Annotated in this window: 12 protein-coding genes; 4 read left to right on the top strand and 8 right to left on the bottom strand. The window is 41.7% G+C overall.

Going from position 1 to position 14,511, the window contains the following annotated elements; genetic code table 11:
- Nucleotides 1–121: 121 nt before the first annotated feature.
- Entirely contained in the window at nucleotides 122–1,303 is a 1,182-nt protein-coding gene (locus KDJ85_RS11625; RefSeq protein WP_225819818.1) for a multidrug effflux MFS transporter, read from the top strand.
- A gap of 44 nt (nucleotides 1,304–1,347) precedes the next feature.
- On the opposite strand, the gene KDJ85_RS11620 is transcribed toward KDJ85_RS11625, so the two are convergent.
- A complete protein-coding gene (locus KDJ85_RS11620) occupies nucleotides 1,348–4,560 on the bottom strand; it encodes a M66 family metalloprotease (protein WP_225819817.1) in 3,213 nt (1,070 codons plus the stop codon).
- Between the two features lie 325 nt (nucleotides 4,561–4,885).
- Here KDJ85_RS11620 and KDJ85_RS11615 point away from each other — a divergent pair, with 325 nt between their 5' ends.
- Complete coding sequence (locus KDJ85_RS11615; protein WP_225819816.1) at nucleotides 4,886–5,527, top strand: CatB-related O-acetyltransferase; 642 nt, start codon at nucleotides 4,886–4,888, stop codon at nucleotides 5,525–5,527.
- A 46-nt stretch (nucleotides 5,528–5,573) separates the two neighbouring features.
- Here KDJ85_RS11615 and KDJ85_RS11610 read toward each other — a convergent pair whose 3' ends face one another.
- Nucleotides 5,574–6,071 (bottom strand): YbaK/prolyl-tRNA synthetase associated domain-containing protein, encoded by a 498-nt coding sequence (locus KDJ85_RS11610; RefSeq protein ID WP_275967692.1) that lies wholly within the window; start codon nucleotides 6,069–6,071, stop codon nucleotides 5,574–5,576.
- Nucleotides 6,072–6,404: 333 nt separating this feature from the next.
- Between KDJ85_RS11610 and KDJ85_RS11605 the strand changes: the two genes are divergently transcribed.
- The gene (locus tag KDJ85_RS11605; RefSeq protein ID WP_225819815.1) at nucleotides 6,405–8,582 is read left to right on the top strand and encodes a TonB-dependent receptor; all 2,178 of its coding nucleotides are present in this window, start codon (nucleotides 6,405–6,407) and stop codon (nucleotides 8,580–8,582) included.
- 55 nt (nucleotides 8,583–8,637) lie between these two features.
- A complete protein-coding gene (locus KDJ85_RS11600) occupies nucleotides 8,638–9,624 on the top strand; it encodes an ABC transporter substrate-binding protein (RefSeq protein WP_225819946.1) in 987 nt (328 codons plus the stop codon).
- A gap of 34 nt (nucleotides 9,625–9,658) precedes the next feature.
- On the opposite strand, the gene hisIE is transcribed toward KDJ85_RS11600, so the two are convergent.
- Genes hisIE through hisC form a run of 6 tightly spaced genes read right to left on the bottom strand, consistent with a single transcriptional unit; the run spans nucleotide 9,659 to nucleotide 14,509 of the window.
- Nucleotides 9,659–10,270 carry a bifunctional phosphoribosyl-AMP cyclohydrolase/phosphoribosyl-ATP diphosphatase HisIE gene (gene hisIE / locus KDJ85_RS11595; protein ID WP_225819814.1) on the bottom strand — a complete coding sequence of 204 codons (612 nt, stop codon included), beginning with the start codon at nucleotides 10,268–10,270 and terminating at the stop codon, nucleotides 9,659–9,661.
- Nucleotides 10,264–11,040 (bottom strand): imidazole glycerol phosphate synthase subunit HisF, encoded by a 777-nt coding sequence (gene hisF, locus KDJ85_RS11590; protein WP_219244200.1) that lies wholly within the window; start codon nucleotides 11,038–11,040, stop codon nucleotides 10,264–10,266. The genes hisIE and hisF overlap by 7 nt, the downstream gene beginning before the upstream one ends.
- On the bottom strand, nucleotides 11,022–11,759 hold the full coding sequence (gene hisA / locus KDJ85_RS11585; protein ID WP_225819813.1) for a 1-(5-phosphoribosyl)-5-[(5-phosphoribosylamino)methylideneamino]imidazole-4-carboxamide isomerase: 738 nt from the start codon (nucleotides 11,757–11,759) through the stop codon (nucleotides 11,022–11,024). Before hisA ends, hisF begins: the two co-directional genes overlap by 19 nt.
- A 5-nt stretch (nucleotides 11,760–11,764) precedes the next feature.
- Nucleotides 11,765–12,358, bottom strand: a complete 594-nt coding sequence (gene hisH, locus KDJ85_RS11580) for an imidazole glycerol phosphate synthase subunit HisH (protein WP_225819812.1) — start codon at nucleotides 12,356–12,358, stop codon at nucleotides 11,765–11,767.
- Nucleotides 12,358–13,425 (bottom strand): bifunctional histidinol-phosphatase/imidazoleglycerol-phosphate dehydratase HisB, encoded by a 1,068-nt coding sequence (gene hisB, locus KDJ85_RS11575; RefSeq protein WP_225819811.1) that lies wholly within the window; start codon nucleotides 13,423–13,425, stop codon nucleotides 12,358–12,360. The genes hisH and hisB overlap by 1 nt, the downstream gene beginning before the upstream one ends.
- A gap of 13 nt (nucleotides 13,426–13,438) precedes the next feature.
- Nucleotides 13,439–14,509 (bottom strand): histidinol-phosphate transaminase, encoded by a 1,071-nt coding sequence (gene hisC / locus KDJ85_RS11570; protein ID WP_225819810.1) that lies wholly within the window; start codon nucleotides 14,507–14,509, stop codon nucleotides 13,439–13,441.
- Between the last annotated feature and the right edge of the window lie 2 nt (nucleotides 14,510–14,511).

Below are 14,511 nucleotides of genomic sequence, written 5' to 3'. Positions count from 1 at the left end.
AATAATGAATTTATGTATTTTATTATTTCTTTTCTGATAGATAGCTTGATGTTTTTTCTACATTATTCATCACTCTTCGAGTGACATAACTTTTTATATTACGGCGTCTGAGCATAGTTTTATGCGTAACTTTCTAATTTTATTACTTTTATTAGTCTTGCTGGGTCCTTTGGGTATTGATTTATACTTGCCAACGATTCCTGATATTGCGAAAGATTTAGGCAGCAGTGAATCCGTTATTCAATCGACCATTGCGTTATTTATTTTAGTTTTAGGCTTGGGTCAATTGATTTCAGGGCCGCTGGTGGACAGATATGGACGCAAGCCTATCGCTATCGTGGGGATGGTGCTCTACATTATTGGCTCGGGTGTTGCCATAGCGGCCACAACACCAACGGTGTTTATTGCCTCGAGACTATTGCAAGGGGTTGCAGTCTGTTGCACTTCTGTGGTGGCATTTAGCAGTGTTCGTGACCGTATGAATGGCACTGAAGCAGCCCGTGCGTTTGGCTTTCTCAATGGTACATTGAATATTGTGCCTGCTCTCGCACCACTATTAGGTGGTTTGCTGGCCGAAGCATGGGGTTGGCGTGCACCGTTTTGGTTCCTTGCGTTATACGCCGTCATCGTAATGGTATTAATCGTGGTATTTTTACCTGAAACACGGCCAACAAATCTGCACAAAGTGAAAATTATTCCTTTGGAAACTTATTGCCGTATTTTAGGCCATCGCCAATTTATTATTTTTGCTCTCGTCAATGCAGGTACGATGGGGATGGCATTAACCTATGTTTCCCTTGCCCCAACGGTGTTGATGGGGGAGGCTCAGTTGAATCCGTTAGCGTTTTCCATTGTGTTTGGGATTAACGGTTTTTGGATTATGTTTGCCAGTTATGTCGCTAACCATTTTATTCATAAAATCGGGCGTCCAGCCTGCTTGTTGGTTGGTAGCTCAATGATGGCGATCGGCTGTTTAGGCTTGATATTAGGCTTCGTTGTGTTGCCAGAAGCTATTCAAAGTCATTGGGTTGTCTATATGTTGCCTGTGGCTTGTGCTTGCACTGGACTGGCCTTTATGATGGGAACCGCAACCAGTTATGCTTTGGAGCCTTTTGGTAATGAAGCGGGTACGGCATCTGCGTTAGTTGGGTTTGTGCAAATGGCTGGCGGTGCAGCATTAGGTCTTTTGGCGATTGCATTACCGATCGCGCCAAAACTATCGTTAGCAATTGTCATGCTCGTTGGTTGTATTTTTGGATTAGTGGCGAGAAAAACGAGTTTAAAGTTAATAGGATCCCATTAATGATGTAAGAGCAGGATGATAAGCCTGCTCTTATTCATATTGGTTTAAACGGTTAGTCCATTAATGGTCGTGGGTAATTTAAGTTCTCTAATTTCAATATCTTTAGATTCTTTTAGCTCACCTTTAATAAAAATTTTAACTTTAACAGGCTTTAAGTCTCTCTCAATATTCACATGAAAACGGTTCATATGAGATGCTCTGAAATTGCTCCCATGAAGTTTGTATTGTCGCGTTGTTCCATCTTCAAGGTCGAATTCCAAATAAGAAGAACAAGAGTCTAGTTTTTTATTGTCTTCATAAACCATGCCTGAAGAACCATATAAAATATCTTGTACATGGTTTGATTTTTGTGTTTCAGGATTGGTGACTAAAATTTGCCCTTCAGGATCATAAAAACCAAGTACGGTAATAACGGGAACATCTTGTTTTATTGGTTTTTTGTGTAACCCGTGACGATGAGATTTCACCCATGACTTACCATCGGAAATATAGGTTATTTTTTCATTTTTCTTAATTTCTTCAGTTTCACCATTAAGATGAACAGTCGTATCCCAGTCAGCCCAAGTTTCTATTATGATGGTATCTTCTGCATTTCTAGATGATGCGTCAGGTAAATGTATATTTTTGCTATGATAGCCATTACCTAATTGTATTTTTAGCACATCATATTTTTCGAGTGCTTTGCATAATTTGTATTGAGTGATCTCTTCACCATTTTCAACAGGAACATTAAATTGAAGAAAGCTTGGTAATTTTAAATAGGCATCTTCCATTTTTTTTGTTTTAGAGTTCCATTTTTGATAACCCGTTGAGGAATCAGTATTAAAGGCGTGAAGTTTTTCTAGCCGTTTTTGGATAGCGGCTAATGTATTTGGTGTATAGAGTGAATAAGCATTATTTTTTTTATCTTTCGGGCTTCCACCATTCATTGCATCATGGTCTGCCATCCCAGAGTGTTCGAAATTTGGGATAAACATATTGTTATCCGCATCCCAGCCCCATGTTGAGTTCTTCTGATGAGAAGGGCGATGGATACCAAGTTCTGTACGCCCACCATAAAAGTCAATAATATCAAAGTTATGACCTAATTCATGGCTAAATTCATTGCCTATTGAATCCTCAACAGAAGCAAGCCCTCCGACATAGCTACCGAGTCCCCCATGGACAACTCGACCATTTTGATATTGACCAACAGCGTTATAGACGACTATTTGAGGGGTCGGTACAAATGAGGGGCCATTAGCAGGTGAACTATTAATACCGGAGGTTGCCATATGAATACCTTCACCGTATGCCTTGCGAGTAATTTTTGAAATAGACTTTTCATGCCAATGGCCTTCTTCAGGAATAATATCGTTTAAAATTGTCCCATCACTGAAAACAAATTGATCGACACGCGTTGATTCATAGCGGTTTACAAGAAGTGTTGAGGCTGGAATGTGTTGATAATATTGCCGATTAAGCTCAGGTGTATCCCTAAAATCGTATTTATCTCTCGGTTCAGTGAAAATACCAATATCTAAGAGGTGCAACCTTAACGTCGTTGGTGCCCCTATGCTACTCTTGGGTAGGAGCCCCATTTTATTTTTATGTATAAAACCAATTTTTATATTAGGCTGAATATACTGACTAGGAATCGATGTTGACCACGTATTTTCCATATATTCAAGGTTATTCATATGTTCAGGAAGGACCATTATTGGGTTATTTCGCCACTTCTGAGTCTCACTGACAAAATCAAAATTTAATGGTTCCCCTTTTTTTAGCTCTACATATGTGCCATCAATAAAAATCGTTGTGTTCTTGCTTGCCGTCGTATTGAAGGTGATATAACAATAGCGATTTCCACCCGGTAATTCGATAGAATCAACCCAGTTGTCATCATTAATGTCTACCCTGATTTGCTTTTGATTTCGCAATAGTAAGTTTTTCATAAACTGAGTGCTTGCTTGCATTTGTTTTAGTTTTTCTTTCTCATTGATGACTTCATCATATTGGAAGTTTCTTCCTAAACTCAGTTTTGATACATCGGTATTGATTGGCAGTTTTCTCCAAATACCATTTTTATTACAGGTAAAATAAAGAAAATCTCCTTTTTTTAACGTTATCACCTTATTATTGAACTCAATTTTTTTCTTGTCCGTAGACTCCGAAGAAAATTGTATTAATTTTGAGGCATATTGCTTATTATTTTTTAATTTGAACGTTTTTACGTCAGCGTTATCAGGAACATTTACTTTTATACTAGAGTGATCTTTTAATAATAGAGAAAATTCGGAATTATAGTTATTTATTCTCTCTTTATCATTTAATTCATAATCGAAAGTTTTAGGGATTTTTTTCGCTATAGAGAGTTCTTTTAGCTGTTTGGTTTCAGATTTTGTTAACCATCTTCCATTGTTATCACAAATAAATAGGGTAGAATGGTTTTTTTCTATTTTATAATGTTGATTACTATATCGGATAATAATATTTGAATTAGTTGTATTATGTAAAAATATTTTTTTACCACGATAACGTGGGTCTGAATTAAGTTGGATAGGCTTAGCCAAATTATCGGGTTTTATACCACTGAAGGTAATTTTTATATTATCGGATTGAGAGATAAATTTGTTAAAATAATTAGGATTTTCAACTAGTTTATTCAGTTGACTGACATCGCTAATCTCTAAATCAAAAGAACACGGTTTTTTAAAATCTCGGGTTCTTAGATTTGTTTCATAAATGCTTAAGTAGGATAATTGGGGAAGTTTTGAAGGAGAGGAAAGCTTTTTAGTATATATTCCGGTTCCTTTGTTATCAGTGATTTCTATATAAACATCTTCGTTATCGGGGATCCTCTCTTGGGGTTTAAACATGATTAAGGTTTTTCGGTTAGCAACTAATGTTGGGTGTTTATCTCCTTCAATTCGATTAACCGCAGGGATGATTGAATTTTGTGCAAAATAAACGCTTCCTTTTAAATCACCATAAGTATCTGAGGTTTCTGTTTGTGTTGACATGCCAATGAATTTATTTTGGTTATAATAAAATTTTTTATCTTCTGTATTATAAATAGCAGGCATAAGAGGATAATAACTTTCTTTTGTATCTGACATGGAATATGTCTGATGTGGAAAAAAAACATGCCTCATACTGTTTAGTACATCCACAGAACTGTAAAAATAATTCATGCCATCTATTGAATAATTATTAGTTGGAATTCTGATGATTAACTTGCTTATTAATGTATCGAGTAAATGCGTATTTTCAGTCATGATATACCTTATGAGTAAACCTTATTTTTTATTAATATTTCAATATTAATTTATTAAATATTTAACTAAACGTTAAGTATTTATCTATGAATTTATTCTGAAATAAAATTCAATAATTATTAATTAGCTTTTTATTTAATAACATTTGTTTTTATGAATATGATATTATGTAAAAATTGATAGGAAGCCTGTGAGATAGTGTTAGATGTTAAATCCATTATTAAAACAGCCTCGAGTGGCTAAAGGTGATGTGTTTTGAGCGCGAATACATCACCATAGGCAGCGTTCTATGGTAATCATAAACAACTAAAATAGGTTTATTACCATGAATAAGAAACATTGGTCAAAATATCAGCTATTACATGAAGTTGTGAAAAATCCAAACATTCATATTAAAGGCTGCCATAGCTATTACAGTGATTGTTGGGATGACGGCTTTGAGAATTCCGTTGTGCGTTATTTGCAAGGGGACGAACAGAGCCTTGATTGGCAGCTTGCGTGGGATGTGGACCAACTGTATATCGGCGATTATGTCTGCATTGGCAGTGAAGTAGTAATTTTGATGGGGGGAAATCATACCCATCGAATGGACTGGTTCTGTTTGTATCCTTTTCTTGAATATATTGAGGAAGCCTATGTTGGCAAAGGGGATACCGTCATTGGTGACGGTGCATGGATAGGTATGCGGGCATTTATAATGCCTGGCGTTAAAATCGGTGAGGGTGCCGTCATTGCGACTAACAGTGTGGTCGTTAAGGACGTTGAACCTTATTCCATTGTGGGGGGGAACCCTGCGAAGCCAATTAAACATCGGTTTGCACCTGAAGTGATTGCCGAACTGTTGGCTCTGAAAATCTACGATTGGCCAGAAGCAAAATTTACTGCGTTAAAGCGTGTTATTTGCGGGAGTGATTTTCAAGCACTAAAACAAGCCAGTATCGAATATGACCAACAATTGAATCTATAATTGTTATAAGGGGAATTCTACGGGATCCCCTTTTTGCTATTAGCGATTAGCTTTCTTCTATGCGAATAAACTCAACCAACGTAGGGTTTGCAATTCGTTGGTAATCTTGTGTATTTAAAATAATTGACCGCTCTAACGTTCCTGCATTGAAGGCCAGTTCATCAAAACGTGCAAACAGTAACGGATCGGCAATAAGCCGTAAATTAGGGTGAAAGCTAAACGGGGGGATTGCACCAAATACACACTGAGTCAGTTCATCCACTTCTTTTGGGCTTGCCAGTGATGCGCGAGTTCCACCAATGGCGATGGCGATTTTGCTTAAATCGGCTTGCTTATCTGCAGGTAAAATGGCTAAAACATGCTGTTTAACCCCATTTCCTTTCACATGGCAAACTAAACCTTTAGCGCCTTGCCCTAATTGCGTTCCACGAATTTTCGCGACTTCTTCAGATTTCCCTGCGGTGGAGTGCTCCATCACACGGTATTTGGCTTGATTATCATCTAATAACTGCGTTAATTGCCTAAAAATTACGTTTTCTGACACCGTTTTTTCCCTTTAAAACCCCATCAATATCAAGGAATGATAACAAGTTCATTGGGAGATACAACCGCAAAACGTAAGAGCCAATAAAGGGGCTAATTTGGGAAATAGTATAAATTGCATATCAGATGCGTTTTTTATCTGTTTTGTCCATCTATCTACGGATTTTATTGCGGTATATTCTGAGGTGTTTTCATTTATCAATAAATTCAATTGGTTAAAAATAAAAAATTCATGTTAATAATGAGAATGAATATTGTTAAGAATTGAGCTTGATCATTTACGCTCTATTTTATTCTCGGTAATATAAATTTTTATATAACGAAAATAGATAACATGAAACGTAAAACTCACTTATATGTCATCACGTCATTGATCGCAGGGATCGCACCATCCATCGTTGCAGCTCAAGTCACCGAACAAATCAGCAAACCTAAACAAGACAAAATGTTAGTCACTGCCGCACCGACAGATGTCACTGGTGAAGCTCAAGCTGGTGCGGGTTTCTTTACTTCTCAAATTGACCTTGGGCCATTAGGCGATGTGGAATGGATTGATACCCCTTATTCCACCACTACGATCAGCCGTGAAATGATTGATAACCAGCAAGCGAAAAGTGTCAGTGAGCTGCTGAAATACGCCCCAAGCGCACAAATGCAAGCTCGCGGTGGGATGGATGTCGGCCGTCCTCAAAGTCGTGGTATGCAAGGAAGTGTGGTTGCCAATAGCCGCCTGGATGGGCTCTACATGGTGTCAACAACCGCATTCCCTGTGGAAATGCTCGACCGATTAGATGTCATCAACAGTCTAACTGGGGCATTGTATGGCCCAGCGAGCCCAGCAGGGCAGTTTAATTTCACTGCAAAACGCCCTGAAGATATTCAGCGTTTATCATTAGGTTACCAAAGCCGCAATGCTTATAGTGGGCACGTTGACCTTGGGGGGTATTTCGATGCCGATAAGCGTTTTGGTTACCGTTTGAATTTAATGGATGAAGAGGGGACGGGGAACGTAAAAGACAGCACCTTACGCCGTAAACTTGCATCTATTGCATTTGATTGGAACATTCAACCAGGCACACAATTGCAATTGAACGCCAGTCACTACAATTTTGTGCAAAAAGGCTATGTCGGCAGCTTTAGCTATGGTCCTGACATTAAATTACCCAAAGCACCAAACCCACAAGACAAAAACTTAGCCCTGCATACCGCGGGGAATGATTTAACCACTGATACCGTTAGCACTCGTTTAATTCATGATTTTAATGAAGACTGGAAACTGACTGCGGGTGTCGGCTTCCAACAAGCGGACAGGGCGATGCGTACGGTTTCAAGCCAAATTGTTGATAATCAAGGTGAGATAAAACGCTCATTGTCGGATTCCCCTGCATCGGGGCGTTTTCGTGTCCTAAGTAATTCTGCGGTTCTCAATGGCCATGTAGAAACCGGCTCAATTGGTCATGATTTATCATTTGCTACTAACGGTTATGTTTGGTCAATTTACAGCGCGAAAGATGGCAGTATTAAGCGAGATCTCGGTTCAACCAATATGTTCAACCCCTCGCCGATGGAGGAGCCATCTGATGGGCGAATTCATACAGGCGGCTCCCGTTATAAAGCCAGCGAAAACCGCCAACAAAGTATCACGGTGGGTGACACCATCACTTTTGACCCGCAGTGGTCGGCGATGTTTTATTTGAGCCAAAGCTGGATTGAAAGCCAAAGTTTTGACAAACAACACCATAAAACCAGCCAAACCAATGATAACGGGCTGAGCCCACAAGCGGCAGTGATGTATAAAATTACCCCGCAAGTGATGACTTACGTGAGCTACGCGGATTCTCTTGAAGAAGGGGATACCGCGCCAATGAATCAACATATTAAAAATGAAGGGCAAACGCTCGATGCCTATCGTAGTAAGCAATATGAAATTGGGGTTAAAGCAGATGTAGCTGATTTAAACCTTGGTGCAGCACTGTTTCATTTAGAGCGTCCATTTGCTTATGTTGATAATAATGATGTATTTCGCAAACAAGGGGAACAAGTCAATAGAGGGCTTGAGCTGACTGCTACAGGACACGTTTGGCAAGGGTTAAATGTGTATAGCGGTATTACTTTCTTGGATCCGAAATTGAAAGACACGAAAAAAATCGAGGCGCGTAATAAACGTGTTGTTGGGGTGCCTAAAATCCAAGCGAATATGTTAGTGGAATATGCCCTGCCATCTATGCCTGAATTGGTGTACAGCGCCAATGTGCATTACACCGGTAAACGTGCTGCTAATGATACCAATACCAGTTGGGCGGGAAGTTACACGACGTTAGACCTTGGCACACGTTACAGCACAAAAATCAATCAAACGCCGACAACCCTTCGTTTATCAGTGAATAACATCACTGACGAACGTTATTGGGCATCTATTTTCCCATCAGGGATCAATGGTGAAGGCCGTGGTGGTAGTGCCTTCTTAGGCGCAGGCCGTGAAGTTCGCGCAACCGTTACGTTTGATTTTTAATGATAAAAGTCTAGGAGCACGCCGTTTTGCATTAAGGCGAAGCGGCGAAATAAATATGAGAAAACCCCTTTTCCTGCAATCAGCCATTTTACTGTTTGGGTTGTTAATGGGCAGTGCAACACAGGCGAAGACAGATAACCCCGCATTGCGTATTGCGACGCCTTGGCCAGCACAAAATACCATTATTATGATGCTAGGTTACGGCGAGCAAATTGTTGGTACTTCGATGATTGCGAAAAAAATCCCACTGTTTCGCCAGATGCTGCCAAATATCGATGATGTTCCCGTGATCAGTATTAGCAATCAATTGAGCCCAGAACAGATCATTTCACTACGTACTGAATTACTGTTTGTCGCCAAAGGAATGGAAGTCCCACAACGCGATTTATTAAAAAGTGCAGGGGTAAGAGTGGTTGAATACCCTGCTAACTCTTTAAAATCGTTACAAGAAAGGGTACAGGAAACGGCAAAAGAGTTGGGCCCAGATGCACAAAGTAAAGCGGTTGAATACCAACGTTATTTCGACCGTAATGTCGCATTGGTTAATGCACGACTGGCAGGCTTAACGGAGGCGGAAAAACGTACGGTTTACCACAGTATGGGAAGTGCGCTGTTTACCTCGGGGCGGCCGTCGTTAAATCAAGATTGGATGGATTTAGCAGGGGCAAAAAATGTGGCAGAAACTTGGTTTGCAGATAAGAAAAATAACTCTGGTGAGGTATTACTGGAAACGGTGATCGCAGCTAATCCTGATGTGATTGTGGCGATGAATAGGGAAGATGCCAATATCATCAAATCGTCTTCCCAATGGCAAGAGATGGGCGCGGTCAAAAATCAGCAAGTTTATGTCAACCCCAAAGGTATGTTTTGGTGGTGTCGTGAAACCTCTGAAGAAGCACTACAGTTCTTATGGTTAGCTCAAACGCTGTATCCAGAGCGTTTTACGGATATCGATATGAGGCAAGAAACGGCTGATTTTTACCTGAAATTCTTTGGTATTTCACTGAGTGAGGTGCAAATCGATAATATTTTGCATCCATAAAATAAAACTGCCTGCTAAGCAGGCAGTTTATCAATTACTGATGACGTTCTTTCAAGCGTTTGATTATCGCGCTTAAATCGAGATCCTGATCTTGCAGCAATACCATTAAATGGTACATCAAATCCGCAGCTTCGTTAGTTAATTCAGCGCGGTCATTAACGGTTGCCGCCAGTGCAGTTTCAACCCCTTCTTCACCCACTTTTTGTGCAATACGCTTGGTACCACTGGCGTACAGGCGAGCTGTATAAGAGCTTTCTGGCGATGCCGTTTTGCGCTCTTTTAGCAGTGTTTCTAGTTCAAACAAAAAGCCCCAATCACTTTGTGCAGGTGCGAAACAGCTTTGAGTGCCGTTATGGCATGTTGGGCCATCTGGCAGGGCGAGTGCCAATAAAGTGTCACTGTCGCAATCAGGGTAAATATCTAATAAATTCAAAAAATTATTAGAGGTTTCCCCTTTTGTCCACAAACGCTGTTTGGTTCTTGAATAAAAGGTCACTTTGCGGCTCTCTAAGGTGACTTGCAGTGCTTCAGGGTTCATGTACCCCAGCATCAGCACATCCCCTGAAACTGCGTGTTGTACGATAACTGGCATCAGATTATCGACTTTTTCCCATGCCAGTTGGCTACATTGTTCTGTGGTTAACATACTCTAATTTGAACTCCATTTTCGGCTAGGTATTGTTTTAAGTCACCGATATTAATAATTTGTTTGTGAAAGACGGAAGCGGCTAAGGCACCATCAACACCAGCATCAGCGAAGGCATCAAGGAAGTGAACTTTTTCACCTGCGCCCCCTGAAGCAATTAACGGCACTTGGCAAACCTCACGCACTTTTTTCAGTTGTACCAGATCATACCCTTGGCGTACACCATCTTGGTTCATCATATTTAAGACGATTTCGCCTGCGCCGCGTTGCTGGGCTTCTTTGACCCAATCCAAGGTTTTCCAGCGGGTTTGTGTGGTGCGTTTTTCATCTCCCGTAAACTGGTACACTTGGTATTCATTGGTGCTGTCATCGAACCAAGTATCAATACCGACCACGATGCACTGAACACCAAAGCGGTCGGCTAAACGGGTGATTAACGTTGGATCAGACAGTGCGGGGGAGTTAATCGAAATTTTATCTGCGCCAAAGGATAAAATCTGTGCTGCATCTTCCACACTCTTAATGCCGCCTGCCACACAGAACGGAATATCAATCACTTCTGCAACTTTAGCAACCCAGCTTTTATCGACAACGCGGCCATCAGATGATGCAGTAATATCATAAAAAACCAACTCATCGGCACCTTCTTGCGCATAGCGCTGCGCTAATGGCACGATGTCACCGATAATTTCATGGTTACGAAATTGCACACCTTTAACGACTTGCCCGTCGCGAACATCCAAACACGGAATTATGCGTTTTGCCAACATTCGATTGCCTCCGCAACGGTAAATTTACCTTCGAGTAATGCTCTACCCACAATAACCCCCGCAGCACCTGAAGCAGGGATGGCAGCGATATCATCTAAGTCGCCAATACCGCCAGAGGCTTGAAACAAAATATCGGGGAATTTTTGACTGATTTCTTGGTACAGATTAACGTTTGAGCCTGCCAGCGTGCCATCTTTTGAAATATCAGTACAAAGAACATGTTTTAAGCCGTAAGGCCGATAAATTTCAATGGCTTGTTCTAATGTTAGATTAGAGTTTTCTTGCCAGCCGCTAATGGCGATTTCTTTTACGCCTTCGGCATTGATCCGCACATCTAGCGCCAACACGATCGCTTCGCCACCATAGGTTTCAAACCATGTTTTGACCAATTCAGGTTTGGTGACAGCCGTTGAGCCAATCACCACACGAGTCGCTCCCGCATTTAATAATGCTTTGATGTCATCTTCGGTACGAATACCGCCGCCCACTTGCACGGGGACACTCACACCCGCCAACAGTTTTTTCAGCAGGGGAATTTGGCGTTTTTGTGGGTCTTTCGCGCCCGTTAAGTCCACAAGGTGTAGGAGCTTAGCGCCTTGTTTTTCATATTGTTGTAAACGCGGTAGTGGATCAGTGCCGTAATCCGTTTGCTTAGCGTAATCCCCTTGATGTAACCGTACGACGGTACCATCGATTAAATCTAATGCAGGAATGATCATGGTTCTTACATCTCCAAAAAGTTTTGAATCAAGCGAGCGCCAGCGGCACCTGAACGTTCAGGGTGAAATTGCACGCCGAAAAAGTTGTCGCGATTCACCGCACTGCTAAATGGGTTGCCATATTGAGTTTGTGCGATGGTATTTTCTGAAATTGGCATCGAATAGCTGTGCACAAAATAAAAATAGGCGTCATCACCAATCCCTTTAAATAACGGGTTACCTGCGAGAGCTTTCACTTGGTTCCAGCCGCTGTGAGGGACGGGTAAACCATTGGCATCCATTTTGCGCACAGGGCTATCAATCAGGCCGAGTAATGGAATTTCCGTTTGGCCTTCCTCACTGATACTTCCCAGCAATTGCATGCCCAAACAAATCCCTAAAACAGGCTGAGTCAACGCTTTGATTAAGGGCACTAATTCACGCTCTACGAGTTTTTCCATTGCAGCGCTTGCTGTGCCTACACCAGGTAAAAAGACTTTATCGGCTTGCAAAATGGTGTTGGTATCACGGCTGACCACGGGGTTGTAACCTAGGCGTTGTACTGCATAGGTCACCGACGCTAAATTTGCACAGCCAGTATCGAGGATGACAACGTTCATCAAAGAACCCCTTTTGAGCTTGGTAAAGTATCCCCTTCAACACGGATAGCTTGGCGCAATGTGCGACCAAACACTTTAAATAAGCTTTCTGCTTTGTGGTGATCGTTTTTCCCTTTAGTTTTCAAGTGCAACGTACAACCCATAGCGTAAGACAATGAACTAAAGAAGTGCTCAATCATTTCGGTGCTTAAATCCCCAACGCGCTGGTATTTAAATTCGGCTTTATATTCAAGGTGAGGGCGCCCTGAAATATCCAGCGCACAGCGTGCTTGGCACTCATCCATCGGTAGCACAAAGCCAAAGCGTGCGATGCCGCGCTTATCGCCCAGCGCCACTCTCAACGCTTCGCCTAAAGCAAGGCCAGTGTCTTCGACGGTGTGGTGGTCATCGATAAATAAATCCCCTTTGACTTCAATATTTAAGCGGAAACCACCGTGGGTTGCGATTTGGTCTAGCATGTGGTCAAAGAAGCCAACGCCTGTGTTAATTTTGCTGCCACCTTCTTGGTCTAACCAAACTTCCACCAGAATATTAGTTTCTTTGGTGACGCGCTCAACACGTGCATGGCGGTCTCGTTTGGTTAATTGGGCAGTGATGGTTTCCCAATCGAGGTCGGTCGCGCTATAGCGTAACCCTTTGATCCCCATATTTTTAGCGAGTTGAAGATCCGTTTCACGGTCACCGATGACATAGCTATTGTCACTGTCGAGCACATTGCTGTCTAAATAACGCTCAACTAATTGAAGTTTAGGTTTGCGACAAGCGCAGTTATCTTCAGGTTTGTGCGGGCAAATCAGGACTTCATCAAATTTTACGCCTTGTGATTCAAAAACTTGCATCATCAAGTTGTGTGGTGGTTCAAAGTCTGCGGTTGGGAAGCTATCGGTGCCTAAGCCGTCTTGGTTGGTTATCATTACTAAACGGTAATTGGCTTTTTGCAGAGCAAGTAAACTTGGAATGACGGCCTTTTCGAAGGCGAGTTTACTTAAGCTATCCACTTGGAAATCAGTCGGTGGCTCGGTAATTAATGTTCCATCACGGTCGATAAATAAAATTTTCTGGCTCATGAGTCATTCCTAATTAGCAAAGTGCTTCAATAGCTTCAATAACACGGACATTTTCAATTTCTGTCCCGATAGTAATACGCAGGCAATTTTCCAGTCCCGGCTGCTTGCTTTGATCACGTAAGATAATGCCTTGATCCCACAGAGCTTTAAAGACTTTATTGCCGTCAGTAAAGCGCACTAAAATGTAGTTGGTTTCGCTTGGGTAAACTTTTTCGACAACCGATAAACTACGCAGAGCTTCAGACAGGGCAATGCGGTTTTCCGTTACCGTCGCAACACGGCTCTTCATGGTAGCGATACCTTGTGTATCAAGCGCTTGCGCTGCAATCATCGCGACTGGGGTCGATAATGGATAAGGGGCGATAACTTTTAATAAAACCTCAATGACTTCAGGTGACGCGAGTGTGAAGCCGCAGCGCAGGCCTGCTAATGCAAAGGCTTTTGATAACGTTCTTAAAATCACCAGATTTGGGTATTTTGCTAACCAGCTTGCGACACTGTATTGTGGGCAAAACTCAATATAGGCTTCATCGACCACTACCAGTGCACGACCTGCGGCCATCTCTAATACTTCCAGTAAGTCTTTGTTATCGATAATATTACCGGTTGGATTATTTGGGCTACAAATATAAATCAGTTTAGTATTTGTGAGGTTCTCGCGAATAGACGCCACATTTAATGACCAATCTGGCAGAGCCATAATTTTTTTCTGCTCGACACCAAAGGTTTCAGCACTGACGCTGTACATGCCGTATGTCGGAGGGCAGAACATTACCGCATCTTTACCTGGTTCACAAAATGCGCGGATCAGCAATTCAATAGATTCATCTGCACCGCGGCACACTAAAACTTGATCAGGTTCAATACCTGCGTATGTTGCATAGTTATTGATCACCGCAGCAGGTTGGCATTCAGGGTAACGGTTTAGGTTGCGCTCACTAAATTGGTAATCTGGTGCGATAGGGTATTCATTCGCATTGAGCCAAACGTCCCCATTTCCCCCTAAACGGCGCGCAGACATATACGGGGTCATGGTTTTGACATTTTCACGCGCAAGGCTGGCAGCATTAAATTTTTGGCTCATGA

The organism is Providencia vermicola (genome assembly GCF_020381325.1).
In the GTDB taxonomy this organism is placed as follows: domain Bacteria; phylum Pseudomonadota; class Gammaproteobacteria; order Enterobacterales; family Enterobacteriaceae; genus Providencia; species Providencia vermicola.
The sequence above is the reverse complement of the archived record's forward strand: the minus strand, read 5'-3'. Positions and strand labels throughout refer to the sequence as shown.